The 24,704-nt window shown below is 68.9% G+C and carries 29 protein-coding genes; 9 read left to right on the top strand and 20 right to left on the bottom strand.

Translation table 11 applies throughout. The features are described 5' to 3' along the window. Window positions 1-5: 5 nt before the first annotated feature. Window positions 6-521, bottom strand: a complete 516-nt coding sequence (locus AC2EWF_RS08925; RefSeq protein ID WP_483639003.1) for an Lrp/AsnC family transcriptional regulator — start codon at window positions 519-521, stop codon at window positions 6-8. A gap of 182 nt (window positions 522-703) precedes the next feature. Here AC2EWF_RS08925 and phhA point away from each other — a divergent pair, with 182 nt between their 5' ends. Then, window positions 704-1,597, top strand: a complete 894-nt coding sequence (phhA, locus tag AC2EWF_RS08920; protein WP_483639002.1) for a phenylalanine 4-monooxygenase — start codon at window positions 704-706, stop codon at window positions 1,595-1,597. 245 nt (window positions 1,598-1,842) lie between these two features. Here phhA and AC2EWF_RS08915 read toward each other — a convergent pair whose 3' ends face one another. The 13 genes from AC2EWF_RS08915 to AC2EWF_RS08855 form a co-directional block, all read right to left on the bottom strand. Then, entirely contained in the window at window positions 1,843-2,223 is a 381-nt protein-coding gene (locus tag AC2EWF_RS08915; protein WP_483639001.1) for a lysozyme inhibitor LprI family protein, read from the bottom strand. Between the two features lie 168 nt (window positions 2,224-2,391). Continuing rightward, window positions 2,392-3,060 (bottom strand): SGNH/GDSL hydrolase family protein, encoded by a 669-nt coding sequence (locus AC2EWF_RS08910; RefSeq protein ID WP_483639000.1) that lies wholly within the window; start codon window positions 3,058-3,060, stop codon window positions 2,392-2,394. Further along, window positions 3,057-3,761, bottom strand: coding sequence for an RES family NAD+ phosphorylase (locus AC2EWF_RS08905; protein ID WP_483638999.1), 705 nt, complete (start codon window positions 3,759-3,761; stop codon window positions 3,057-3,059). The genes AC2EWF_RS08910 and AC2EWF_RS08905 overlap by 4 nt, the downstream gene beginning before the upstream one ends. 89 nt (window positions 3,762-3,850) lie before the next feature. Continuing rightward, window positions 3,851-4,264, bottom strand: a complete 414-nt coding sequence (locus tag AC2EWF_RS08900) for an MbcA/ParS/Xre antitoxin family protein (protein WP_483638998.1) — start codon at window positions 4,262-4,264, stop codon at window positions 3,851-3,853. An 80-nt stretch (window positions 4,265-4,344) separates the two neighbouring features. Further along, entirely contained in the window at window positions 4,345-6,114 is a 1,770-nt protein-coding gene (locus AC2EWF_RS08895; protein ID WP_483639135.1) for a DUF885 domain-containing protein, read from the bottom strand. Between the two features lie 14 nt (window positions 6,115-6,128). Continuing rightward, entirely contained in the window at window positions 6,129-7,796 is a 1,668-nt protein-coding gene (locus AC2EWF_RS08890; RefSeq protein WP_483638997.1) for a SulP family inorganic anion transporter, read from the bottom strand. Further along, on the bottom strand, window positions 7,793-8,407 hold the full coding sequence (locus AC2EWF_RS08885) for a ParB-like protein (RefSeq protein ID WP_483638996.1): 615 nt from the start codon (window positions 8,405-8,407) through the stop codon (window positions 7,793-7,795). Before AC2EWF_RS08885 ends, AC2EWF_RS08890 begins: the two co-directional genes overlap by 4 nt. Before the next feature lie 132 nt (window positions 8,408-8,539). After that, a complete protein-coding gene (locus AC2EWF_RS08880; protein WP_483638995.1) occupies window positions 8,540-9,598 on the bottom strand; it encodes a DMT family transporter in 1,059 nt (352 codons plus the stop codon). Window positions 9,599-9,660: 62 nt separating this feature from the next. Beyond that, complete coding sequence (locus AC2EWF_RS08875; protein WP_483638994.1) at window positions 9,661-10,365, bottom strand: helix-turn-helix transcriptional regulator; 705 nt, start codon at window positions 10,363-10,365, stop codon at window positions 9,661-9,663. 101 nt (window positions 10,366-10,466) lie between these two features. Continuing rightward, entirely contained in the window at window positions 10,467-11,093 is a 627-nt protein-coding gene (locus AC2EWF_RS08870; RefSeq protein ID WP_483638993.1) for a glutathione S-transferase family protein, read from the bottom strand. A 16-nt stretch (window positions 11,094-11,109) separates the two neighbouring features. Then, complete coding sequence (locus AC2EWF_RS08865) at window positions 11,110-11,517, bottom strand: GFA family protein (RefSeq protein WP_483638992.1); 408 nt, start codon at window positions 11,515-11,517, stop codon at window positions 11,110-11,112. Beyond that, a complete protein-coding gene (locus tag AC2EWF_RS08860; protein ID WP_483638991.1) occupies window positions 11,514-11,723 on the bottom strand; it encodes a hypothetical protein in 210 nt (69 codons plus the stop codon). The genes AC2EWF_RS08865 and AC2EWF_RS08860 overlap by 4 nt, the downstream gene beginning before the upstream one ends. Before the next feature lie 131 nt (window positions 11,724-11,854). Beyond that, window positions 11,855-12,466 (bottom strand): DJ-1/PfpI family protein, encoded by a 612-nt coding sequence (locus AC2EWF_RS08855; RefSeq protein ID WP_483638990.1) that lies wholly within the window; start codon window positions 12,464-12,466, stop codon window positions 11,855-11,857. A 126-nt stretch (window positions 12,467-12,592) separates the two neighbouring features. Here AC2EWF_RS08855 and AC2EWF_RS08850 point away from each other — a divergent pair, with 126 nt between their 5' ends. The 7 genes from AC2EWF_RS08850 (at window position 12,593) to folE (ending at window position 19,957) form a co-directional block, all read left to right on the top strand. Beyond that, window positions 12,593-13,615 (top strand): class 1 fructose-bisphosphatase, encoded by a 1,023-nt coding sequence (locus AC2EWF_RS08850; protein WP_483638989.1) that lies wholly within the window; start codon window positions 12,593-12,595, stop codon window positions 13,613-13,615. Between the two features lie 71 nt (window positions 13,616-13,686). Beyond that, on the top strand, window positions 13,687-14,586 hold the full coding sequence (locus AC2EWF_RS08845; protein ID WP_483638988.1) for a patatin-like phospholipase family protein: 900 nt from the start codon (window positions 13,687-13,689) through the stop codon (window positions 14,584-14,586). Window positions 14,587-14,721: 135 nt separating this feature from the next. Then, complete coding sequence (locus AC2EWF_RS08840; RefSeq protein ID WP_483638987.1) at window positions 14,722-16,140, top strand: cryptochrome/photolyase family protein; 1,419 nt, start codon at window positions 14,722-14,724, stop codon at window positions 16,138-16,140. Between the two features lie 101 nt (window positions 16,141-16,241). After that, on the top strand, window positions 16,242-16,811 hold the full coding sequence (locus AC2EWF_RS08835) for a lipocalin family protein (RefSeq protein WP_483639134.1): 570 nt from the start codon (window positions 16,242-16,244) through the stop codon (window positions 16,809-16,811). Then, the gene (locus AC2EWF_RS08830; protein ID WP_483638986.1) at window positions 16,808-17,575 is read left to right on the top strand and encodes a hypothetical protein; all 768 of its coding nucleotides are present in this window, start codon (window positions 16,808-16,810) and stop codon (window positions 17,573-17,575) included. Before AC2EWF_RS08835 ends, AC2EWF_RS08830 begins: the two co-directional genes overlap by 4 nt. An 18-nt stretch (window positions 17,576-17,593) precedes the next feature. Further along, window positions 17,594-19,123 (top strand): cryptochrome/photolyase family protein, encoded by a 1,530-nt coding sequence (locus tag AC2EWF_RS08825; protein WP_483638985.1) that lies wholly within the window; start codon window positions 17,594-17,596, stop codon window positions 19,121-19,123. Between the two features lie 108 nt (window positions 19,124-19,231). Next, window positions 19,232-19,957 carry a GTP cyclohydrolase I gene (gene folE, locus AC2EWF_RS08820; RefSeq protein WP_483638984.1) on the top strand — a complete coding sequence of 242 codons (726 nt, stop codon included), beginning with the start codon at window positions 19,232-19,234 and terminating at the stop codon, window positions 19,955-19,957. Between the two features lie 18 nt (window positions 19,958-19,975). Here folE and AC2EWF_RS08815 read toward each other — a convergent pair whose 3' ends face one another. The 6 genes from AC2EWF_RS08815 to AC2EWF_RS08790 form a co-directional block, all read right to left on the bottom strand. Then, a complete protein-coding gene (locus AC2EWF_RS08815) occupies window positions 19,976-20,593 on the bottom strand; it encodes an SDR family oxidoreductase (RefSeq protein ID WP_483638983.1) in 618 nt (205 codons plus the stop codon). 59 nt (window positions 20,594-20,652) lie between these two features. After that, the gene (locus AC2EWF_RS08810; RefSeq protein ID WP_483638982.1) at window positions 20,653-20,784 is read right to left on the bottom strand and encodes a DUF2256 domain-containing protein; all 132 of its coding nucleotides are present in this window, start codon (window positions 20,782-20,784) and stop codon (window positions 20,653-20,655) included. Between the two features lie 19 nt (window positions 20,785-20,803). Then, entirely contained in the window at window positions 20,804-21,529 is a 726-nt protein-coding gene (locus tag AC2EWF_RS08805) for an SDR family NAD(P)-dependent oxidoreductase (protein WP_483638981.1), read from the bottom strand. Window positions 21,530-21,803: 274 nt separating this feature from the next. Continuing rightward, entirely contained in the window at window positions 21,804-22,235 is a 432-nt protein-coding gene (locus AC2EWF_RS08800) for an organic hydroperoxide resistance protein (RefSeq protein ID WP_483638980.1), read from the bottom strand. Between the two features lie 65 nt (window positions 22,236-22,300). Next, window positions 22,301-22,975: a ChrR family anti-sigma-E factor gene (locus AC2EWF_RS08795; RefSeq protein ID WP_483638979.1), complete on the bottom strand. Its 675-nt coding sequence runs from the start codon at window positions 22,973-22,975 to the stop codon at window positions 22,301-22,303. Then, the gene (locus tag AC2EWF_RS08790) at window positions 22,972-23,544 is read right to left on the bottom strand and encodes a sigma-70 family RNA polymerase sigma factor (protein ID WP_483638978.1); all 573 of its coding nucleotides are present in this window, start codon (window positions 23,542-23,544) and stop codon (window positions 22,972-22,974) included. The genes AC2EWF_RS08795 and AC2EWF_RS08790 overlap by 4 nt, the downstream gene beginning before the upstream one ends. A 197-nt stretch (window positions 23,545-23,741) precedes the next feature. Here AC2EWF_RS08790 and AC2EWF_RS08785 point away from each other — a divergent pair, with 197 nt between their 5' ends. Next, window positions 23,742-24,704: an acyl-CoA desaturase gene (locus AC2EWF_RS08785; protein WP_483638977.1), complete on the top strand. Its 963-nt coding sequence runs from the start codon at window positions 23,742-23,744 to the stop codon at window positions 24,702-24,704.

Here is a 24,704-nt window from a genome sequence, read left to right as displayed (position 1 = left end):
TTAGTCTAGCGTCTGTTGCCCGCAACGTTGTGCGGCGACGGCGGCGGATTTTCCGCGCGCGGCAGCGGCAGCGAGGGCGAACGCTTCACCGTGCGCAGCACGAAGCTGGAATTGACGTCGGCCACGCCGGCGGCATTCAGCAGGCGGTCCAGCAGGAAGCGCGAGAAATCGGCGAGGTCGGCCACGTAGACGTGCAGCAGGTAGTCCATGTCGCCGGTCAGCGCGTGGCAGGCGACCACCTCGTCCCAGCCGTTGACCCGCTCCACGAAGCGCTCGATCACCTCGGCCTCGTGCTTCACCAGCTGCACGCGCACGAAGGCCTGCAGGCCCAGGCCCACCGCCAGCGGGTCGACCTGGGCGGCATAGCCGGTGACCACCTTGTCCGCCTCCAGCCGCTGCAGCCGGCGCAGGCAGGCCGAGGGCGACAGGTTCACCCGCTCGGCCAGTTCGGCATTGGTGATGCGGCCTTCGGTCTGCAGCACGGCGAGCAAGTGCAGGTCGATGCGGTCCAGCGTGTTCATGCACGATACCTCGACATATCCATACATCTGAGCATGAATATTGCGTCTTGACCCCAATCGCGCGCAACATTGCAAGTTTCGTGCGGCGGGTTTGCCGTATGCTCTGGGTGGTCGTCCCGGCGCCGGCCGGAAGAGCTTTACAACAGCGAAGCTGGTCACCCCGTCCAGCCCCGGAGTCCGCCATGGACCACAGCACGCCGCGCAAGATCGAACACCAGCAGACCGACCGCGGTTACATCCCGGTCTACGCGACGGGCGTGGTCGAGCAGCCGTGGTCCGGCTACAGCCGCACCGACCACGAAGTGTGGGACACCTTGTTCCAGCGCCAGCGCGAGCTGCTGCCCGGACGCGCCTGCAAGGAGTTCCTTGCCGGCGTGGAACGCTTCGGCCTGGGCGACGGCGGCATCCCGAAGTTCTCCGAGCTCAACAAGGTGCTCGCCAAGGCCACCGGCTGGGAGCTGGTGGCGGTGGAGGGCCTGCTGCCGGACGAGGTGTTCTTCGACCACCTCGCCAACCGCCGCTTCCCGGTGAGCTGGTGGATCCGCAAGCCCGAGCAGCTCGATTACCTTTCCGAGCCGGACCTGTTCCACGACCTGTTCGGCCACGTGCCGCTGCTGCTCAACCCGGTGTTCGCCGACTACATGCAGGCTTACGGCCGCGGCGGCATGAAGGCCTTCGGCATCGGCCCCGAGGCGCTGATGAACCTCACGCGCCTGTACTGGTACACGGTGGAGTTCGGCCTGATCAACACGCCCGAAGGCATGCGCATCTACGGCGCCGGCATCGTCAGCTCCAAGGGCGAGTCGATCTACTCGCTGGACTCGCCTGCGCCGAACCGCATCGGCTTCGGCCTGGAGCGCGTGATGAGCACGCGCTACAAGATCGACACCTACCAGCAGACCTACTTCGTGATCGACAGCTTCGAGCAGCTGTTCGAAGCCACCCGTCCCGATTTCACGCCGATCTACGCGAAGCTCAAGGCGGAGCCAGCGCATGCGGCCGCGGACGTGCTGGATGGCGACCGCGTGTTCAACCGTGGCACCTGCGAGGGGTTTGCGGGCGGCGCGGATACCTGAGCCGTCCTGGTCCAATGCGAAACGAGCCGGCCACGTGCCGGCTTTTTCGTGTCACAGGCCTGGATCAAACCGGGCGAACCGACTCCTTGCGGGCGACTGTTCCTTCGAGAACGGGCGCCACGATGGTCGCTTCCGCTGGAAAACAGACGTCCGCCCGGCTTTCGACCGCCGGGATCTGGCATCTTGCGCATAACTGCTTTCGGCGGTCGAAAGCGGACGTTGTTCGAAAAAAAATAAGAAAGGGGTCACGGGGAAAGCGCCTGGATTATTTGTTGCAGCACCTTGATACGCTGCGAATAGGCGTCTTGCAGACACCCTTGTTCAATGTCAGCGCCCCCCGTCCCCATTGTGACGGCCCCTTGTAGCTTGCAATCCTCCGCAACCCAGACGCTCCACTGCTTCTGGTCATCTCTCAGAGTCTTGGTGAACAGATTGGGAGCCGTTCCGGGAATCTTCTCCAATCGCGCGTTCGCTGCCATCACATCATCGAATACACGCTCGACTTCGAGTGACTTGAGCTGCGTCCGCTTGATCTCGCACGAGATAAGGTCAGCGTGGCTGTTGAAACTCTCGCCGTGGCAAACTTGCTGAGCGGAAACAATGCCACTGGCTGTGATGCCCCACAAAAGAATAGCCGCACATCGGCCCATACGTCCCCCAAATACTCATTTGTCAGCTATAGGTAAAACCCAAACTGCATAGAAGTATGGCGATGCCGGCTGGTAATGGAATGTCCGCTCTGGGTCGAAATCAGTCCCCACAAAATCGCGATCCAGCCCTGTCCCGCACCGGGATCACCGCCCGTGCGCATCCACCCACGGCCGCACGATGCCGATCCACAGCTCGTAGCCCGTGCGGTTCATGTGCAAGCCGTCCCCAATGAACCACCTGGCCTGCGGCTGGCCGTCCCTGCCCAGCATCGGCGTGAAGACGTCGAGGTACGCCACCTGCTTCTGCGTGGCCGCCCAGTCGCGCACCAGGGCGTTCGCCGCGCGGATCTGCGGCAGCAGGGCCTTGCGCGCCATGCTGGGCTTGATCGCGATGAAGGCAATCGGCACGCCGGGGTCGACCGCGCGCGCCTTGCGCACGAAGGCGGCGAAATCGTCACGCACCTGTTCGGGGCTGTTGCCGGCTTCGACGTCGTTGTCTCCGGCGTACATCACGATGGCGCGCGGGTGGTAAGGCGCCACGATGCGGTCGGCGAAGAAAGTGCAGTCGGCGATCTCCGAGCCACCGAAGCCGCGATTGATCGTGCGCACTTCGGGAAAGTCTGCCGCCAGCGTCTTCCAGAAGCGGATCGACGAGCTGCCGATGAACAGCACCGCGCCGGCCGGCGGCGGTTGCGCGCGGTCGGCCCGCTCGAACGCGGCGATGTCGGCATTCCACTGCGCGTGGTCGGCGGTCGTGCGCGCGGACGCGCACAGCGGCACCAGGGCGAACATCAGGATCAGCCAGCGTTTCATCGTTTCTCCCGTGGCGTGTTGCGTGCGAGTTCGGACACTTCCAGCACCTTCGCGATGCGCGTGCCGTCCCAACGATAGATCAGGTGCTGTGCCTGCACGCAGGGCGCCACCACGTCGGGGTGGAACGCGGCCAGGCATTCGCCGCCCTGGTCGCGCACGCTGTCGTAGACGATGCCGTTGGAGCCGGCTGCGCGCAGCGTGCGCGCCAGCTTCACGCTGGCCGCGTAGCTGTCCGGATCGTGCTCCGCCCCCCAGCCGCCGCGGATGTCGTGCAGCTTGCTGTCGACGCGGGTGCGGTAGCAGCGCATCTGGAGGTCGCAGGCCGGCTCGGCGGTGGCGGCAAGAAAATGCTCGCGGTGGTAGATGGTTTCCTCCACCGCGGTAGCGACGCTGTGCGCGGCATAGAACACGCCCCACGTGCCGTCGGAAAAGCGGCTGCCTTCCGGATTCAGGTGCGTGAACGCTGCCATCACCGGCGTCGAACCCGGGCCGCTGATGCGGTGCTCCCTCGGCACCAGCTGCAAGGCGCCCGCTTCTTCGCGCAGGCGCGGGTTGGTCAGCGCCTCGATCGCGAACAGCGCATCAAGGTCGGCCGGATCGGCGATGCGGTCGTACACGCCCACCGGCGGGAAACGGCTGGGCACGATGCGGTACGCATGGCTCCAGCGGATGCGGCGGACGGGCGGCAGATCGGCGGGCATCGCGGGTATCCGTGTCGTTCCTGTTGGCTGGCCGGACAAGCGTGGCGACCGGCGATCTCGCGGAGCGCGACCGGCGCCGTGGCGCTGCCTCAGCCGCGCTGCGCATCCAGGTACTGGCGCACCACGAACAGGTCGGCCACGTTGCCCGACAGCATGCGCTCCAGCGCCGAGTGGCCGCCGAACAGCGTCGCCGCGTTCGGCTTGCGCAGCCAGGCATCGGCCTGCGCGGGGTCGGGAAACAGGATCTGCAGCGCCTTCCAGATGCCGAGCAGGTAGCTGATGCGCTCCAGCGTGTCGCGCCCCAGGCTGCCATCCAGTTCGCGTTTCCACTTGTAGAAGGTGGACTCGGGCGGATCGCCGAGCAGCTTGCGCTGTTCGGCGGCGCGCAGGTCCCACACCCCGGCGAGGCGGAAGAACGCCCGCAGCGCGGGGGCCGCCGGCACGTCGGCGGGCAGCGCGTAACCGGGCGCGGCGTCGGCAATCCGGGTGGCGTGCGTATTCATGGCATCAACTCCATTTGTGGAGTGCATGCATAGATTACTTCAATCATGCAGTTCACGCCAATCCGGTGCCGTCCGTGCGTTCAGCCACCACCGGACTTTTTCTTGCTGCAATCGCAGCCGTAATCCGGCTCAGGCCCGCCATCCTTGATGAACTGGTCGATGCGCTGCTCCAGCACCGGCAGCGGCACCGAGCCGGTGGAGAGCACGGTGTCGTGGAAGGCGCGGATGTCGAATTTGGCGCCCAGCGCCTTTTCGGCCCTGGCGCGCAGCTCGAGGATCTTGAGAAAACCCAGCTCGTAGCTGTCGGCCTGGCCGGGCCAGCTGATGTAGCGGTCCACCTCGTTGGCGATCTCCAGCGGACTCAGCGCAGTGTTGCTGGTGAGGTAGTCGATCGCCTGCTGGCGCGTCCAGCCGAGATGGTGGATGCCGGTGTCGACCACCAGCCGGCAGGCGCGCCACATCTGGTAGGTGAGGTAGCCGAACTTCTGCCAGGGCGTCTGGTAGATGCCCATCTCGTTGCCGAGGTATTCGGAGTAAAGGCCCCAGCCCTCGCCGTAGGCGGAGATGTAGCCGTCGCGGCGGAACGCGGGCTGGCCGCGGCTTTCCCCGGCCAGCTCCAGCTGCAGCGAATGGCCGGGGTAGCTTTCGTGCAGGGTCAGCGCCGGCATGTTGTACAGCGCGCGGGAATTCAGGTCGTAGGTGTTGACCAGGTAGGCATCCGCGCCACCGCGTCCCGAGGTGTAGTACGGCGCGATGTCGGCCGGCACCGGCACGATGGTGAAGCGCTCGCGCGGCAGGTGGCCGAAGAACCTGCCCATCTTGCCGTCCACTTCCTTGGCCACCCAGGCGGTCTTGTCCAGCAGCTCCTGCGGCGTCTTCGCATAGAACTGCGGGTCGGTGCGCAGGTAGTGCAGGAAGTCGGCGAAGCTGCCCTTGAAGCCGGTCTCCTGCATCACGCCGACCATCTCGGCGTGGATCTTCGCCACCTGCTCCAGGCCGATCTGGTGGATCTGGTCGGGCGAGAGGTCCAGCGTGGTGTATTCGCGGATCTGCTGGCGGTAATACGCCTTGCCGTCGGGCAGCGCCTCGGCGGCCAGGGTGGTGCGCGCCTGCGGCACGTATTCGTCGTCGAAGAACTTCAGCAGCTTCGCATAGGCCGGGATCACCTGGTCGCGGATGCGCTGCTGCGCCTCGCCGCGCAGCGCCTGCTGCTGGTCGGCGGGGATCGTCGCGGGCATCTGCCTGAATGGCGCGTAGAAGCTCGACGCGGTGGGATCGGTGAGATCCGCCACCGCGGCGATCGACCGGTCGCGACCCTTGAGCACCTCGCGCGGCACGCTGAAGCCGCGTTTCAGGCCCAGCCGCATGTTGTCGATCTGCTGCTGGAAGTAGTGCGGAACCTGGCCGAGGCGGTCCAGGTACCTGCGGTAGTCGGCCGCGGTTCGCAGATTGTCGCCGCCCAGGTCGTCGCCCAGGTCGCTCCAGAACGCCGAGTCGCTGTTGAACGGCATCTGCCACTGCTTGAACTGCTGGTCCGCGATGAAGTTGCGGATCTGCTCGCGGTACACCGCGTAATTCACCCGGTTCTCCGGCGTGAGCTGGCCGATGTCGATCGCGTCCAGCTGCGTCATCACCTTCTGCCAGTAGGCGAGGCGCCGCTGCTGGCTGGCCGCGTCCACGTCGTCGAGGCGGCCGTTGTTCGGCTGCGACTCGCCCGAGGCGCTGATACCGGCCTGCCCGGTGCGCCAGGCCCATTCGCTGCTGTAGACCTGCTTGAACCGCGCATCGGCGTCCTGCGCCGCCCAGGCGGGAACGGCCACGCACAACGCACCCCATGCCAGCCACTGCATGCCCTTGCTGATCTTCACTGCTGCGATGCCTCCATCGATGGCGGCGCCGGAACGGCCGCCCCGGCGGCATCTTCCACGCTCCAGTAATCCAGCGCCTGTGGCGGAAGCTGGGGCAGCGCCGCGCGCAGCAGCAGCTGGCGCACGCCATCCTTCAGCCGTGCCACGCGCAGCGGCGTGTTCCGGCCGCCCAGCCACGCCGCGAAATCCGCCAATGCCTCCAGCGCCGTGCCGTCCAGGTCCGGCGACTCCTCCAGGCTGAGCACCACGGTGTGGCAATCCGCGCGGCTTTCCACCCGTTGCCGCGCCAGCGCCAGCACGCTCTCCGCGTTCGCGAAGAACAGCGGCTCTTCCGGGCGCAGGATCAGCAGGCCGGCCGGCGAACGGGCGTCCGGATGTTCGGCGAGGGCCACGAAATCGTGGCTGCCGGGCAAGCGCCCCAGTTCACTGAGCCGCGGCATGGCGAGCTGGCGGATCAGCATCACCAGGCTGAAGGCGATCGCCGCCAGCAGGCCGTCGAGAATGCCCAGCGCCAGCACCGCGAGCACCGCCGCCAGCGCCACCAGGCGGTCGCGCCGCCATTGCAGGTAGGGCCGGAACACCGACAGCCGCCACGACTTGCTCACCGCGTGGATCACGATCGCCGCCAGCACCGGTTCCGGGATGCGCTCGATCCAGCGCAGCAGCAAAAGCACCAGCACCAACAGGGTCGCCGCCGCCACCAGCCCGGCCAGCCGCGAGTGCGCACCGGCCGCCTCGTTCGCCGAGGTGCCCGAATAGCCCGCGCCCACCGGCATGCCGTGCAGCAACCCGGACAGCGCGTTCGCCAGGCCCAGCACCAGCAGGTCGCGATTGGGTTGCACCGGATCGCCATGCTTCAAGGCGAACGCGCGGATCGAGCCGTAGGATTCGGCATAGAGCACCAGCAGCACCGCCGCGGCCAGCTCCACGCTGGGCAGCCACTGGTCGGGCCGGGGCCACGCGGGTAGCGTCCAGGCAGGGATGAGATCGATCGCGCCGGTCAGCGCCACGCCGTGACGGGCCAGCCAACCGGACGCGGCCACGCCCAGCACGATCACCAGCAGGCTGCCCGGCACCCGCCGCAGCCGCTCGGCGAGGAACAGCAGCAGCAGCGCCGCCACGCCCGCGCCCAGCGCGGCCGGATTCAGGCCGCCGGCGGCGCGCAGCAAGTCCATCAGCAGGAACGGCACGAAGTCGCCGTGCAGGTCCGGCAGGCCGCTGAGGTTCGGCACCTGCTTCAGCGCGATCACGCAGGCCAGGCCGAAGGTGAAGCCGCGCAGCACCGGCCGCGCGATCAGGTGCGACAGCCCGCCAAGCCGCGCCACGCCGGCGACCAGGAAGCAGCCGCCGGTGAGCAGCACCAGGGTGGCCGCCACCGCGGCACGCGCGGCGCCGTCCGCACCGGCCAGCGCCAGCGTGCCGGCGGCGAGCACCGCCGCCGAGGACGAGGTGGCCGAGACGATCGCGTAGCGGCTGCGGCCGAGCAGGCCGTAGCAGGCCAGGCCGGCGAACAGCGCGATCACGCCGGCTTGCGGCGGCAGCCCGGCGATGCCGGAGTACGCCACCGCCTCGGGCAGCAGCAGGCCGGCGATCGCCAGCCCCGCCAGCACGTCGGCGCCGTGCGCGGCACCCGTGGCGGGAGCGACCGGCGGCGCCGCGTTCATTCGGTCGCGCCGCTCCAGCCCGGCAGGTACGCGGACTCGTGGCTGTGCGCGAGCAGCAACGCCTCCTGCATCGCCTTGGCGCTGATGCGGCCGCCGGCCAGCTTCATCCGGCGACGGTAGAAGTCCGCCCACAGGAACTCGGCGTAGGGCTCGGCGTCCTTGGCGCAGCCGCCGGCCGAGCGCACGCGCGCGGCGAGCGTGCGGTACGGGTCGTCGGCCAGCTCGTCGAGACCGGCCGGAATCGCCGTGTAATCGGTTCGGCGGCCGTTCCTGTCATAGGGGTGCGCCCAGCGGTTGAACTCCATGACGCGCCAGAACACCTCCGGCTCCAGCCACGAGAAGTCGCGCTGGATCATCACCGGCACGGTCTTCACGCCCTCCTCCAGCAGCGCCAGGCCAAGATGGTGGTGATCGACGATGTAGACACGCCGCTTCGGTCCCAGTACGCCCGGGAACCAGTGCGACGCCAGAAGTTCCTTGCGCTTCTTGCGGCCGAGCCGCTCCCACTCCGCGCGCTTGCCGGCCACCTCGGCCTTGCCAACGGTGACCTGGGTCGGCCGCAGCCTGGCCGGGGCGATCGACAGCAGCGGATGGTGCACACCTCTCGACATGGATGGCTCCCGTGGGCGGATGGCGTGGCGCAGCCTAGCAGGGCCGTGCACCCCCGGGGTCAAGCCAGCGTGTGCGCGCAGCGGAGGCAACCGAAGCCGGGGCGGGCGGATGCGTTGTCGCCGCACCGGCGCTCAGCGATGCCTGTGCTGGTGATGGATGTCCGGATAGTGCGGGTGCGAATGGGTGATCGGCGCGTGGGTGTGCTCATGGGTGTGCGGCTCGCGCCCGTCCCAGTCGAAGTCGTGCGTATGCTGGTGGTGCTCGTCGTGCACGTGGCGATGGGTGTGCGTGAGCGCCTCGTGGGTGTGCACGTGCTCGTGGCGCTCGGTGAGGTGCAGCCACACGCCGGCGCCCATCAGCACCGCTGCCAGCCAGAACATCGGCGCCGCGTGCTCGCCGAAGACCAGGATCGCAATCGCGGCGCCGAGGAAGGGCGCCGTCGAGAAATACGCGCCGGTGCGCGCCGCCCCCAGGCCGCGCAGTGCCAGCACGAACAGCACCAGGCTGGCGCCGTAGCCAAGCAGGCCGGTCGCCATCGCCGCCGCGACCGTGGCGGCCGCCGGCAGGCGGGCACCGAGCACGCAAGCCAGTGCGACGTTGACGATGCCGGCGACCAGCCCCTTCAGCGCGGCGATGAACAGGGCGTCCGAGTCCGACACCTTGCGCGTGAGGTTGTTGTCCAGTGCCCAGCACAGGCAGGCCAGCGCAATCAGCGGTGCGCCCCGGCCCGGCGCCGCGGACGGCAGGCGGCCCGGCCAGACCAGCAGCACGGCGCCGGCCACGATCAGCGCCATGCCGAGCATGACGCGCCGATCGGCGTTTTCGCGGAACACGATCCACGCCAGCAGCGCGGTCAATACCGCCTCCAGGTTCAGCAGCAGCGAGGCGGCGGCCGCTTCGCTGCGCGCCAGTCCCAGCATCAGCAGCAGCGGCCCCAGCACGCCGCCGAAGACAATCGCCAGCAGCAACCACAGGCGCTCGCTGCCGGCCATGGCCGGCAGGCGCCAGCCACGGTCGCGGACCAGCCGGAGCAGCATCAGGCCGACGCCGCTGCCGAGGTAGAGCAGGCCCGCCAGCAGCAGCGGCGACACATCGCGCAGCAGCTGCTTGGCCAGCGGCATGCTGGCGCCAAACAGCAGCGCCGCCACCAGGGCTGCGGTAACAGACGATGAAAGTGCGAAGCGCCGCATGCGCAAAGCGTAGCCGCTTTGCGGGCAAATGCATCCCGCCCTCGGCCGGGCGGCGACGCCGCTCAGCTCATGCCCACCTGGCTGCCGCCCACCGCGCGCAGGTAGTCGTCGAGGCCGCGGCCGGGCACTTCCGCGAAGACCTCGCCGGTGGCCTCGCTGGCGTGGATACGGTCAGGACGGAAGTTGCGGAAGTCCTGCCGCAACCGGCACCACGCACCCAACGTCCACTTGCCGCCCCAGAACGCGAGGCACAGCGGCTCCACCTCGCGCAGGCTGGGTTGGCCGCCCTCGTCGCGGTAGTCCAGCCGCAACACCTGGTTCGCCGCGATGGCCGCATGCAGGCGGTCGATCAGCATCGCGAAATCGGCCCGGCCCCGGTCGCGCCATACCGGCGCGTAGATACGCGTGCGGGCGGCGCGCTCGCGCAACTCGATCGGCAGCACCGCCTCGATCTTCAGGAGCGCGGCCTGCGCGCCGGCGGCCAGCCGGTCGCCCGCGAACGCGCGCACGAAGCGCGTGCCGACCACCAGCGATTCGAGTTCGTCGGCGTTGAACATCAGCGGCGGGATATCCGAACCCTTGCGCAGCACGTAGCCCACGCCCGCCTCGCCTTCGATCGGCACGCCGGAGAGCTGCAGGTCGGCCACGTCGCGGTAGACGGTACGCAGCGACACGCCCAGCGTCTCGGCGAGGTTGCGCGCGGGCAGTGCGGTGCGCCGGCCACGCAGGGCGTGGATGATGAGGAACAGGCGGTCGGCGCGGCGCATCCGCGCATGATGCCGCGAACCGGGTCGCAGCGCCTGCGACACAAGTCACTGCGGCGCCGCGGCCAAGCGACGGCCCGCTGCGTGGCCCGGCTGCCCATGATTCAGCCCTGCTGTGCCGCAGCCAACGCGGCGTCGGCCGCGGCAGCGCGCTGCATCGCCGGGCGCGCGAGCACGCGGTCGACGTAGGCGCGGATCACCGGTGTCTCCGGCACCAGCCCGAACTTCGTGGTCCAGTTCAGCGCGCCGCCCCACAGCACATCGGCCGCGGTGAAACGCTCGCCCAGCAGGTACGGTCCCTGCGCCAGCTGGTCGGTGAGCGTTTTCAGCATGGTGTCGAAATCGCCGTAGGGGCAGGTCGAGGGCGCCGCCGCCTCGCGCTGCATGGCCTTGTCGACCAGGGCCGGTTCGAAGCACGAACCGTAGTACACCATCCAGCGCAGATAAGGCCCGCGCAGCGGATCGCCGATCGGCGGCGCCAGGCCTTTTTCCGGAAACAGGTCCGCAAGGTACAGGAACACCGCCGGCTGCTCGGTGACCAGCGCGTCGCCATGGCGGATCGCCGGCACCTTGCCCATCGGGTTGATCGCCAGGTATTCGGGCCGGCGCTGGGTGCCTTCCTTGAGGTTGAGCACGTGCAGCTCGTAGGGCGCGCCCAGCTCTTCCAGCAGGGCACGGGTCCCGCCGGAACGGCTGTTCGGGGCATGGAAGAAGGTGATGTCTGCGGTCATGACGTTGCCTCGGGAATCAGAGATGCCGCGTCTCGGCGGGCGGGTTCATCCAGTTGTCGGCGCGGCCGTCGCACCAGCGCAGCGGCGCGGCTATCAATTCCTCCGGCTCGACGTCGTCGAGGCAGGCGAGGTTGACCGAGACGTAGTCGCCGCCGATCTGCTCCACGTAGCCGCGCCCGAACGGACGCACGCCGCAATGGCGGCAGAACAGGTGATGCGCACTCCGCGTGCCGAACTGGTAGTCGGACAGCGCGTCCTCGCCGGCGAGCAGCCGGAAGTCCTGCGGCTTGATGGTGATGCCCCAGTTGCGCGTCTTGGTGCAGATCGAGCAGTTGCAGCGCCCGGTGCCGGCGGCGAGGTCGAGATCGGCCTCGTAGCGCACCGCGCCGCAGTGGCAGCTGCCGTGATAGGTCTTCTTGGTCATCGCGGGTTCCGGAGGGACGACAAGATGTGGCGAAGGCCGGTCAACGCCACCAGAACGAGGCGATGACGACGATCCGCGGGACGATGCTGCCCACCTTCCCGTGCAAGCTCCGTCGGCAAGCGCTGCCGACCGTCCAGCAGCAGGCCCCGCAGGTACAGCGGCCGGTAGGCCATCAGCACGCGGTCGAGCATGGATTTACGGGTCATGGGGTGAGCCTTGCTTGAAAAGTGCGGCCACGGATGGCCGCGGTTGAACCCGCCGGGTCGGGTTGCCTCCCCGGAAGAGGGACCGGATCGAAGCCGCGCTGACGCGCCGGCGCACGAGCCACGCCATCGGCTCAGGCCGCGGCGGCGGCGGGAGCCGCCAGCCACGGTGGCGGCAGGGCGTGCTTGTAGAGGCGATACCAGTGTTCGCGGTCGCTGGCGTTGTAGAGGTCCAGCGTGCGGATCACCTCGCGCGCGAACTCCACGCTGCCGAGCTGGCTGGCGGTGAGCGTGCCGCCGTCGCTCACCGCCAGCACCGAGGCGTCGTACTGGTCGGCGCCGCGGTAGCCGGGTACGTGGGTGGCGATGTGGCCGGCATGGTTGCCGGTGTGCCGGCAGTGGTCGAGCAGGCCGGCGCGGGCCAGCGCCAGCACGCCGCCGTCGATGCCGGCCACCGGGGCGCCGGCCGCGTGCACGCGGCGCGCGGCGGCCACCGCGGCCAGGCCGCCGCCACGGCTCCACAGGTGGCCGCCGGGCAGGATCAGCAGCGCCACCCGGTGGAGGTCCAGCTGGGCCAGGCTCAGCTCGGGCTGCACCGTGAGGCCGCCCATCGACAGCATCGGCGCCGTCGAGAAGCCGACCGTCTGCACCCGCCAGTCGCCCGGGCGGCGGATCTCGCACAGGGCCAGCGCGGCCTGCCAGTCGGCGTAGCCGTCGAAGACCAGGAAATAAACCGTGTCGCGCATGTCGTTCCCTCCGTGTTGGAGGTGCAGCTTGCCCGCCCCCTGCTGCCATCGTGATGTCAGCAGCCGGGCTGGAACTGTTCAGGCTGGGCCGGGAGAATGGCGGTTCTTTTCCGCCACGGACCCGCCATGAAGCCCGTCTCGCTGATCCAGTTCCTGATCGAGGAACGCCGCGCCGGCCATATCAACGCCGAACTCTCCCTGCTGATCGAGGTGGTGGCGCGCGCCTGCAAGCGCATCGCGGTGGCGGTGAACAAGGGCGCGCTGGGCGGCGTACTGGGCAATGCCGGCACCGACAACGTGCAGGGCGAGGCGCAGAAGAAGCTGGACGTGATCTCCAACGAGATCCTGCTGGAGGCGAACGCCTGGGGCGGCCACCTGGCCGCCTGCGCCTCGGAGGAGATGGAGGACCCGCAGCCGATCCCCGACATGTACCCCAAGGGCCAGCACCTGCTGCTGTTCGACCCGCTGGACGGCAGCTCGAACATCGACGTGAACGTGTCGGTGGGCACCATCTTCTCGGTGCTGCGCTGCCCGGACGACGTGGCGGAGCCGAAGGCCGAGCACTTCCTGCAGGCGGGCACCACCCAGCTCGCCGCCGGCTACGTGGTGTACGGCCCGTCCACCGTGCTGGTGCTCACCTTCGGCCACGGCACGCACGAGTTCACGCTGGACCGCGAGGTGGGCAGCTTCGTGCTGAGCCGACGCAACATCCGCATCCCGGAACAGACCGCCGAGTTCGCGATCAACATGTCCAACCAGCGCCACTGGGAAGCGCCCATGCAGCGCTACGTCGGCGAGCTGCTGGCCGGCAGGGACGGCCCCCGTGGCAAGGATTTCAACATGCGCTGGGTGGCTTCCATGGTGGCCGACGTGCACCGCATCCTCACCCGTGGCGGCGTGTTCTATTACCCGCTGGACGCCAAGATCACCGCCAACGGCGGCTCCGGCAAGCTGCGCCTGATGTACGAGGCCAACCCGATGGCCTTCATCGTGGAACAGGCGGGTGGGGCGGCCAGCACCGGCCGCGAGCGCATCCTCGACCTGCAGCCGACCGCCCTGCACCAGCGTGTGCCGGTATTCCTGGGCTCGAAGCAGGAGATCGAGGTCGCCACGCACTACCACCGCGAGGCCGACGGCGCGCTCGGCTGACGCCCTTCCTCCCTCCTGCTTGCAGGGGCGGAGGAAAGCGGGCTGCACCCCCCTCCTTCTGCTGAATCCCCATGCGCCTCCGTCGCCTGCTCCTGCCCCTGCTCGCCACGCTCGCGCTCGGCGCCTGCACCCATGCGGCCAGGCCCGCTCCGCCACCGGTTGCCCCGCCACCACCGCCGAAGCTGAAGATCGGCCTCGCCCTGGGCGGCGGCGCGGCGAAGGGCTTCGCGCACATCGGCGTGATCAAGATGCTGGAGGCCAGCGGCATCCATCCCGACGTGGTGGCCGGCACCAGCGCCGGCAGCGTGGTGGGCGCGCTGTACGCCAGCGGCATGGACGCATTCCAGATGCAGCAGGTCGCGTTCGGCCTCGACGAGGCGAAGATCCGCGACGTGCGGCTGTTTTCGGGTGGCCTGGTCCAGGGCAAGGCGCTGGAGGATTACGTGAACCAGCAAGTGGACCACCAGCCAATGGAGCGGCTCAAGCTGCCATTCGCCGCGGTGGCCACCGAACTGGAAACCGGCCGGCGCACCGTGTTCGTGCGCGGCAACACCGGCGAGGCGGTGCGCGCCTCCTGCAGCGTGCCCGGCGTGTTCGAGCCGGTGGCGATCGGCGGCAGGCACTATGTCGACGGCGGGGTGGTGAGCCCGATCCCGGTGGATGCCGCGCGCCAGCTCGGCGCGGATTTCGTGATCGCGGTGGACATCTCCGCCCGGCCCGACGGCGGCAACCCGCAGGGCATGCTGAACATCGTGGGCCAGTCGATCACCATCATGGGCCGGCAATTGGCCAGGCAGGAGATCGCCCGCGCCGACGTGGTGATCCGGCCCGACCTCAGCGGCATCGGCCCCGCCGACTTCGAGCAGAAGAACCTGGCCATCCTCGCCGGCGAAAGGGCCGCGCTGGCGGCGATCCCGGAGATCCGCGCGAGGCTTGCCGCGCGCGAGGCGTCCCGCGTTGCCGCGCCCTGAGCGTCAAATGGCATCCATTTCGGGTCTTGCCGCGTAGAAGTCCTGGTCACTCCAGGCGCCCGCCATGCCGACGCAACGCTTCTGCCCCACGCGATCAAGCCGCGCAACGCCGCCCGCGCGGCGGGGTGCCGTTGCATGAGCACCGCGCTGCTGTTGTTCCGCCGCGACCTGCGCCTGGCCGACCAGCCCGCGCTCGCCGCAGCCTGCGCCGCGCACGATCGTGTGCTGCCGGTGTACCTGCACGCCCCGCACGAGGAGGCGCCGTGGCAAGCCGGCGCGGCCAGCCGCTGGTGGTTGCACCACTCGCTCGAAGCCTTGCGGCAACGCCTAGCGGCGCAAGGCGCCGACCTGCACGTCACGCAGGGCGACAGCCTGCCGGCGCTGCGTGCGCTGATCGGCGCCAGCGGCGCCGCGGCGGTGTACTGGAGCCGCCGCTACGAGCCGGTCGCGATCGCCCAGGACACCGCACTCAAGACTGCGCTGCGCAGCGACGGCATTACCGTGCACAGCCATCCCGGCAATCTGTGGTGCGAGCCCTGGCAGCTGGCCACGGCGGAAGGCCAGCCCTACCGCGTGTTCACGCCCTACTGGCGCAAGCTGCGCGCACAGCTGCAGAACGAGGCCCCGCTGCCCGAGGCGCGTGCACGGCAATGGCTGCAGCTGCCCGGCAGCCTCCCGCTGGAGGCGCTAGCCCTGCTGCCGCGCATTCCCTGGGCCGGGGGACTGGCTGCGAGCTGGCAGCCCGGCGAAGCCGGCGCCCGGGAACTACTGGAGGTTTTCGCCGACGACGCGCTGGCCGGCTACGCGGACGGCCGCGACCTGCCCGCACGCCACGGCACGTCGCGCCTTTCACCGCACCTGCACTTCGGCGAGATCACGCCGCGCCAGATCCTGCACACCTTGCAGGCGCGCGCCGCACGCCTCGATGCGCGACGCCGGCCCGATCTCGAACCCTACCTGCGCGAACTGGGCTGGCGCGAGTTCGCCCATCACCTGCTCTACCACTTTCCCGCCACGCCCACGGAAAACTTCAACCCGCGCTTCGACGCCTTCCGCTGGGCCGACGACGATGAAGACGCCTTGCGCCGCTGGCAGCGCGGCCGCACCGGCATTCCGCTGGTGGACGCCGGCATGCGCGAGCTGTGGCACACCGGCTGGATGCACAACCGCGTGCGCATGGTCGCGGCCAGTTTCCTCACCAAGAACCTGCGCCAGCACTGGCACCATGGCGCACGCTGGTTCTGGGACACGCTGGTGGACGCGGACCTCGCCAACAACACACTGGGCTGGCAGTGGGTCGCCGGTTGCGGCGCCGACGCCGCGCCGTATTTCCGCGTGTTCAACCCGTATACGCAGGCGGCGAAATTCGACCCGGACGCGGCTTATCTCAAGCGCTGGCTGCCCGAACTGGCCACGCTGCCCGCCAGGTTGTTGCATGAGCCATGGCGCGACCCGCGGGCGCTCGCTGCCTGCGGCTATCCCGCACCCATGGTGGACGTCGGCGCCACGCGCGAGGCAGCGCTGGGCGCGTGGCAGGCGCTGCCGTCCCGCTGAGCAAGACGTCCACGGGATGGCATCCGATCCAACCCTTTTTACGTATGCACCGGCAGGCGGCTGATCCTGCCGCGCAACGCCCGGTGCCCCACGTGAAACGCATGCGAACCCTGACCGCCCTGACCCTGCTGGGCATGCTGTCGCTGGCTGCCTGCGCGGGCGCGGCCGATCCGATCCAGCCGGTACGCGACGTGGACCTGTCCCGCTACATGGGTCGCTGGTACGTGATCGCCTCCATTCCCACCCGCTTCGAGCGTGGCGGCCACAACCCGGTGGAGACCTACAGCCGGAACGCGGACGGCACGATCTGCACCTGGTTCCGCCAGCGCCGCGGCAGTTTCGATGCGCCGGTGAAGCTGCTCCACTCGACGGCCAGCGTGGTCAAGGGCAGCGGCAATGGCGAGTGGCGCGTGCGCTTTTTCGCCTTCCTGAGCACCCAGTACCTGGTCGGCTGGCTGAAACCGGATTACAGCCAGGTGATGGTGGTGCGCGATGCACGCGACTACCTCTGGTACATGGCACGCACGCCGCAGGTGTCAGATACCGATTACAAGGCGATGCTGGATCGGGCCAGGGGCATGGGCTACGACATCGCGAAGATCCAGAAGGCGCCGCAGCGCTGGCCCGAGCAGGCCGCGGACAGCCGGACCTTTGCCGGAACCTGCCCGTGAAAGTGCTGGTCGCACTCCTGGCGTGGGCCATGCCGGTGGTCGCCTGGCTGTCCAACAGCGGCATGTTCGGACCGACCAACGGCGCGATTTCCGACCGTTACCCGACCTTGATCGTGGCCGCGGGCTATGCCTTCGCGATCTGGGGCCCGATCTTCGTGCTCGATGTGATCTACGGCACGCGGCAGTGCTTCGTCCGCCAGGCCCGCCCGGCGCTGCGGCGCATCCGCCCACTGGCGGCGGCAGGTTTCGCGCTGACTTCGCTGTGGATGATCGTGTTTTCGCTGCAGTGGTTCTGGCTGGCGCTGGCCATCATCTGGTGCAGCCTGGCCTGCCTGCTTTCCGCCGCGTGGCAGGTTTCCCGTACCGCGCTGCACGGACGCGGCCCATGGTGGCAATGGGTGCCGCTGTCGCTGCATGCCGGCTGGGTTTCGCTGGCGGTGTTCCTCAACCTGGCCCAGGTGATCGTGGCCTTCCGGCTGCTCCCGACCGGCCACATGCTGCCCTGGACACTGGGGTTGTTCGCGCTGTCCGCGGTACTGGTACTGACCGCGGTCGCCCGCATGTCCGGCAACCCCTGGTACGCACTGGCCGTTCTGTGGGGGTTGGTTGGCGTGTACGTCAAGCAGCACGGCTCGGGACTTGCCGGCGCGCACGCCGCGGCATGGGTGGCCCTGGCGCTCGCGGCAGCGGTGGCGGTGGCGGCCCTGGCGGCAGCGCGCCTGTCCGGAGCGCGTACCGAAGCGTCCGGCCGCTTCGACGGCTGAAGCCTGCGGCGAACCACGATGACCATGCTGCGTCTGCTGCTCGGCGACCAGTTGAACCCCGCGCACTCGTGGTTCGCGGGCGTCGACCCGGACGTGCTCTACGCGTTCATGGAGGTTCGCCAGGAAACGGATTACGTGCTGCACCACGCGCAGAAGATCCTGGCGATCTTCGCCGCCATGCGCGACTTCGCCCGGCGCCTGTCCGAGGCCGGGCACCGCGTGCACTATCTCGCGATCGACGACCCCGAAAACCTGCAATCCATCCCGGGCAACCTCGACCGGCTCATCGGGCAATGCCAGGTCACCACGTTCGAGTACCAGGCGCCCGACGAGTGGCGCCTGGATGCGCAACTGGCGGAGTACGCGCAACAGTTGCACATCCCGGCCCGCATGCTGGACAGCGAGCACTTCCTGACCCGGCGCGACGAAGCCGCGGAATTTTTCGGCGTGCGGAAACGCTGGAGAATGGAGCCGTTCTACCGGCACATGCGGGCGAAGCACCGGGTGCTGATCGATCCGCAAGGCGCTCCCGCGGGCGGGCGCTGGAACTTCGACGCCGAGAATCGCAAGCGCTGGCCAGGTGACCCCGCCGAACCGCCGGATGCGCGGCCGTCGCACGACCATCGCGCGTTGTGGGAGCGCATCACCGCCGCCGGCGTGAAGAGTTTCGGCGCGCCTCACGCCGAAGCGCTGCGCTGGCCGCTGAACCGGGACGAGGCCCTGCAGCAGCTCGATGCCTTCCTGGACGAGGCGCTGCCGCGTTTCGGCGACTACCAGGACGCCATGAGCGGACAGGCGATCCGGCTGTTCCACTCGCTGCTTTCCTTCGCGCTCAACGTCAAGATGCTCTCGCCGCGCGAGGTGATCGACCGCGCCGAGTCCTGCTGGCGCGAAGGCCGCTCGCCGCTGCCCGCGGTCGAAGGCTTCATCCGCCAGATTCTCGGCTGGCGCGAGTATGTGCGCGGCGTCTACTGGGCGCGCATGCCGGCGTACGCCGAAGGCAACCATTTCGACCACCGCCGCGATCTGCCCGCGTGGTTCTGGAACGGCGACACGCACATGAACTGCCTGCGCCAGGCGATCACGCAGTCGCTGGAACACGCCCATGCCCACCACATCCAGCGGCTGATGCTGACCGGAAATTTCGCGCTGCTGGCCGGGCTGGATCCGCAGCAGGTGCACCGCTGGTATCTCGGCATCTACATCGACGCCTTCGAGTGGGTGGAAATGCCCAACACCCTGGGCATGAGCCAGTTCGCCGACGGCGGCCTGCTGGCCACCAAGCCTTATGTCTCGGCCGCCGCCTACATCCATCGGATGAGCGATTACTGCACGCAGTGCCGCTACCGGCCCGACGAACGCACCAGCCAGCGGGCCTGCCCGTTCAATGCGCTCTACTGGGATTTTCTTGCCCGCGAGCGGCAGCGGCTGGCCGGCAACCCGCGCCTGGCCATGCCTTACCGGCAACTGGAGCGCGCCTCCCCGGCGCAACTCGATTCGCTTCGTGCCCGCGCCGGGGCCTTGTTGTCCCGCCTGGACGAATTGTGACCGCCATTCGCTCGACGGGAATCCGGCGCGCGCTCCTGCGCGTATGAAGGACACGCCACCGATCCGTACGTGCATCGGGGGCACACCCCCAAGCGACCGAGGAAAACCATGTCCACGCCGATGCCGAACATCCCGCGCGTCTCGCAGCTGCCAGCCGCTTCCGTTTCGCAGCGCGTCGGCGACCGGCTGCGCGCCGCGGGCGTGCGGTTCCATGCCAACGACAACATCGCTGACTGGCTGGAAGCCGGTGAGCTCGAGGCGATCGAGCAGGAGGTCGCCTGCAAGGCGCAGGCGCTGCTGGCCGCCCTGGTGATCGACGTGGAGCACGACCACAACACCCGGGACACCGCGCGCCGGCTCGCCAAGATGTTCATGCGGGAGGTATTCGCCGGGCGCTACCAGCCGCCGCCCGCGGTCACGGAGTTTCCCAACGCGGAGCGCCTGAACGAGCTCATGGTGGTCGGGCCCCTGCGGGTGCGCAGCGCCTGCTCGCACCATCTTTGCCCGATCATGGGGCGCGTATGGATAGGCGTGCTGCCCAATGCCGGCTCCAATCTCATCGGTCTTTCCAAGTACGCGCGGCTGGTGGAGTGGGTGATGGGCCGTCCGCAGATCCAGGAAGAAGCCGTCAGCCAGATCGCCAACCTGCTGGAACAGCGGCTGCAGCCCGACGGCATCGCCGTGGTCATGGAGGCTGACCACTACTGCATGCACTGGCGCGGCGTGAAAGACGACGAGGCCCGCATGACCAACAGCGTGATGCGCGGGGCCTTCCTCGGCGATCCCTCGCTGCGCAGGGAGTTCCTCAGCCTGTTGCCCAGGCACGGGGCGTGACTGGCGCCGCCGTCGGCGTCACCGCGATGCGAATTCGGCGATCTGCCGGTTCTCGACGATCGGCGGATGCGGCGGCCCGGAACGGACCAGGGCCAGCATGCAGCTTCCTACCGCCTCGGTCGTGGTGAAGCTTCCCGGCATCAGCTTCTGCGCCAATGCCAACGCGGGTGCCACTAACGTGTAGACAACGCGGCGGAAACGGTGGGGCGAACACTCGCCCTGGGTCGGCCGGATCCCGCCCGGCCGCAGGCAGGTGGACGCTAGCCCGGCACGGCCGGGTACCGCCTCCGCCTGCCCTTTGACGCGCAGAGGCATCCAGCGGCTGCCGGCGTCGGCAGCCGCGCCGGAAACGTAGATCAGATAGCCGGCGGGATTGGCCTTGGCATACGCCGTCGACACGCGTTCGAGCACTCCGACGGTTGCTTCCCGGTAGGCCGCCTCGGACAGCAGCAGCGGCAGCGGGCCGGCGCAGTAGAGACAGGCGTCGAAGCCGCGCAGATCCAGCCGCTCCAGCGCGGTGGCCGAGAACTCCGGGACCTGCATGACGCGAACCCGGGATGGCGCGGCAGGCAACGGGCGGCGCACCAGCACCGTCACCTGCGGCAACCCGGCATCCCGCAGCAATACCTTGAGCACGCCCTGCCCGACCAGTCCCGTCGCACCCACCAGCAGAATATTCGGTGCCATGTGCAGCCTCAGGCTCGACCGCGACAGCGTCGCGAACAGTACTTCACGCTTTCCCAGTCACGCGACCATTTTCGCCGCCAGGTGAAGCGGCGCCCGCACACCGCGCAAGGTTTGTCGGGGAGGTCCCTTTTGCTGCGCATGCAAGGCACCGGATGCGTCCTAGTTCGATGCGATCGCGCCGCGGCCGCCGTCCAGGCCCACGACCTGCCCGGTGATCCAGTCCGCGCGTGGTGATAGCAGGAATGCGGCCAGATGCGCGGCATCCTCCGGCTGCCCCAGCCGCGCCAGCGGATGCATGGCTGCGATGGCGTCGCGCAGCCTGGGGCTGGAAACCATGTTGGCTGTCAACGGCGTCTGGGTGAGGGACGGCGCGATTGCGTTCACGCGAATCGCAGGAGCCAGTTCGGCGGCCAAGGACCGCGTCAGCCCTTCCACCGCCGCCTTGGCCATGCCGATGGAACCGTGCGATGGAAAACCCCGCGCGGCGGCCACCGAGGAAAACAGGACCACCGACGCGCCGGCGCCACTGGCCCGCAGGGCCGGCAGCGCCGCCTGGATCGCAAGCGCGGCGCCAGCGGCGTTCAGGCGATAGTCGCGCTCCAGGTCAGCCGCCGTGATCCGCGGCAACGGCCGGAGGTTGATGCTGCCCACGGCGTACACCAGGCCATCCAGTGCCCGTGGCGCCTGCTCCACCACGCGGGCGAAAGAGTCGTCGTCGAGCACGTCAGCCGCCGTCCAGCCCGCACCCAGCTCGTCGGCCAACGCCTCCAGTCCGGCGGCATCCCTCGCGGCCAGATGGAGCCGATGGCCTTCGCTGGCGAGCATGCGCGCCAAGCAGGATCCAATGCCGCCGGTGGCGCCGTAGATCAGGTAGGCAGAGGGCACGGCCGAATCCGCGGGAGGTGTTGCCGCTTCCTACGCGAATCGGACTCTGCTGGATGCACGCCAGCCGCCGAAAAAACACATGGAGTCGCCTGGCCAGTGACAGCTTGGACAGCCCGTGCATGAAAGCCGGCTGGATGACGCCATCCGAGGCCGATGCGGCCTCGCGCAGGCTATCGGCATTTCCCAGGTCGCCCCGGAGCGGGTGGACATCCATCTGCCACCAAGCCATCCGTCGCAGGGTCGGCGATTGACGGAGGCGCGGCGCCGGGCCGGCTCAGGTGCGGGTGGTGGTCTTGATGTCCACGCTGGCCTTGATCGCGTTGGAGTAGGGGCAGATCCCGTGGGTCGCCTCCGCCAGCGCCTGGGCTTCGGCGTGATCCATGCCTGGCAGGTAGGCATCGAGTTCCGCCGTGATGCCGAAACCGCCTTCGGAGCGCGGGCCGATGCCGATGGTGGCGGTGACGGTCGTGCCCTCGGGCACCTTCTTCTTGAGTTGGGTGGCGGCGACACGCATGGCGCCCAGGAAACAGGCCGAGTATCCCAGCGCGAACAATTTCTCCGGATTCGCACCCTCTCCGCCCGGACCGCCCAGTTCCCTGGGTATGACGAGCTGCAGCTCCAGCGAGCCGTCGGCCAGCGCCGTCCTGCCGTCGCGGCCGCCTCCGGTGGCGGTCGCTGTGGTCTTGTACTTCGCATCAACGCTCATGGGGGACTCCTTCGGTGATCACCGTCGCATACAAGGCCCGCCGGTGCCGTACGCGCCCGCCAGGGTCACAAACCCACCAGCGGCTGCAGCTTGCGCGCCAGCCAGCCAGGGAAGCGCAGCGGCGCATCGAGCGCCGCCACGCACACGCAAGGTACGCCTGGCGCGGTGATCGGCTGGTGTTCGATCTCGTTGTCCAGGTCGGCCACGTCGCCCGGCGCATAGTGGCCCAGCGCGTCGTCGTAGGCGCCTTGCAGGATTTGGGTGAGCTCGGTGCCTTGGTGGCTGTGCATCGGCATGCTCTTGCCCGGGGCGATCTTGAGCAGGATCAGGGTGTCGCCGCTACCGCGCGCGGCCCGGATCATGTGCACGCCGGGCGCCATCCAGCGCCAGCGCAGCGCGCGCCACGACCGGCCGAAGTACGGCTGCAGCGGCCGCGGCAGGCAATCCGCGGCATCGCTCGGCTTCACCGGCGCGTCGGCCTGGCGCACTTCGATCTTCGGCTCCTCGTCGAGCAGATCCAGCATCGCCTCGCGCAGCCGGGCGCCGCGCGCGGTGTCAGCATCGGCAGGTTGCTGCTGACCCAGCAAGGCGCCGCCGATGCGTTCGGCATCGGACAGACGTTCGCGGCAGAGCTGGCACACCTCCATGTGCGTGGCCGCCACGGCGGCCATCTCCGCCGACAGCGCGCCAGCGGCGAAGCTGAGCACGGTGGCTTCGTCGAGATGATGGCGCGGATTCATGCCTGCCCCCTCACGCCGAGCTGCAGGCGCAGGAACGCCCGGCGCAGGCTGGATTTCACGGTGCCCAGGGGCATGCCGAGCTCGTCGGCAATCTCCTGGTGGGATTTGGCTTCGAAGTAGGACATACGGATCAGTCGGGCCTGGATGGCCGGAAGGCGTTCGATGCGGTTCTGGAGATCGGCATGCTCGGCGTGGCTCTCGGCCGAGGAAGATTCGCTGGCCTCGTCCCTGTCGGGCCACCCCGGCTCATCGTCCATCGGCACCCAGCGTGGCTCGCGGCGCACGCGGTCGATGTGCAGGTTGCGCGCGATGCGGAACAGCCACGTGGACAAGCTGCTGCGCGCGGCATCATACGAGGCGGCACGCTGCCACAGCCGCAGCAGGGCTTCCTGCGCCAGTTCCTCGGCCACCGCCTCGGGCGAGCCGATACCCTTGAGGTACAACCGCAGGCGCGGCGCGAAATGGTCGTAGATGCGCATGAAACAGTCGCGGTCGCGTTGCCGCGCCACCGCCGCCATCTGCGCGGACCAATAGTCCGCATCCCTTGCCTGGGGCTCGCTGCTCGACATGGCTCTCGCCACCTCGAATGGCGACAGGCTTGCTTGGAGGGATTCAGGTTTCATCTTAGGGCAAGGCGGTGACGGATGCTCTCGGGGAATCCATACGCAGCCCGATGCCATTCGGATGCAGTGCGGGAACCGCGATAGCTGCATCCATTTGGCGGACTGGCTCGTATCTCTCGACGACACGCAACCGGATCGCCGCCATGCCCATCCACCACGCCACCACTGCAAGCATGGCTGACGCGCCAGCGAGCCGGCGCAGCCTGCGCCAGTGGTTTGACACCGCGGGCGCGCCGACGTCGCCGGAAGGGCCGGGCGCGGACCGCATCGACTGGCTGCGCGCCGCGCCGTTCGTGGCGATGCACCTGGCCTGCCTCGCCGTGATCTGGGCGGGAGTGTCGCCAGCGGCGCTGATCGTGGCCGCGGCGTTGTACGCGGTGCGCATGTTCGCACTCACTGGTTTCTACCATCGCTACTTCTCGCACAAAACCTTCCGCACCTCGCGTGCGGTGCAGTTCGTGTTCGCGGTGATCGGGGCCGCCTGCGTGCAGCGCGGTCCGCTGTGGTGGGCGGCGCACCACCGCAACCACCACCGCCATGCCGATACCGCGCTCGATCCGCATTCGCCCGGCGTGCATGGCTTCTTGTGGAGCCACATGGGCTGGTTCCTGACCCCGCGGGCATTCCGCACCGAGCTGGACCGGGTGCCGGACCTGGCGAAATATCCCGAGCTGCGCTGGCTGGATCGCTACGACATCGCCGTGCCGGTGCTGCTGGCGGTGGCGCTGTATTTCCTCGGCGTGCTGCTGCAGCACGTGGCGCCGCAGTGGCACACCGGCGGCGGCCAGATGCTGGTGTGGGGCTTCTTCGTATCCACCGTGGTGCTGTTCCACGCCACGGTGACGATCAACTCGCTGGCCCACCGCTTCGGCTCGCGCCGCTTCGCCACGGGCGACGACAGCCGCAACAATCCGTGGCTGGCCCTGCTCACCTTCGGCGAGGGCTGGCACAACAATCACCATTACTTCCCCGGCAGCGCCCGGCAGGGCTTCCGCTGGTGGGAAGTCGACCTGACCTGGTACGGCCTCAAGCTGATGGCTCTGCTCGGGCTGGTACGCGACCTGAAACCGGTGCCCGCCTGGGTGCTTGGCAAGGCGGAGCGCTGA

The sequence above is a fragment of the Rhodanobacter sp. sgz306013 genome (assembly GCF_057031145.1).
Note: the sequence above shows the minus strand (reverse complement) of the source record. Positions and strands in the feature narration are given on the sequence as shown.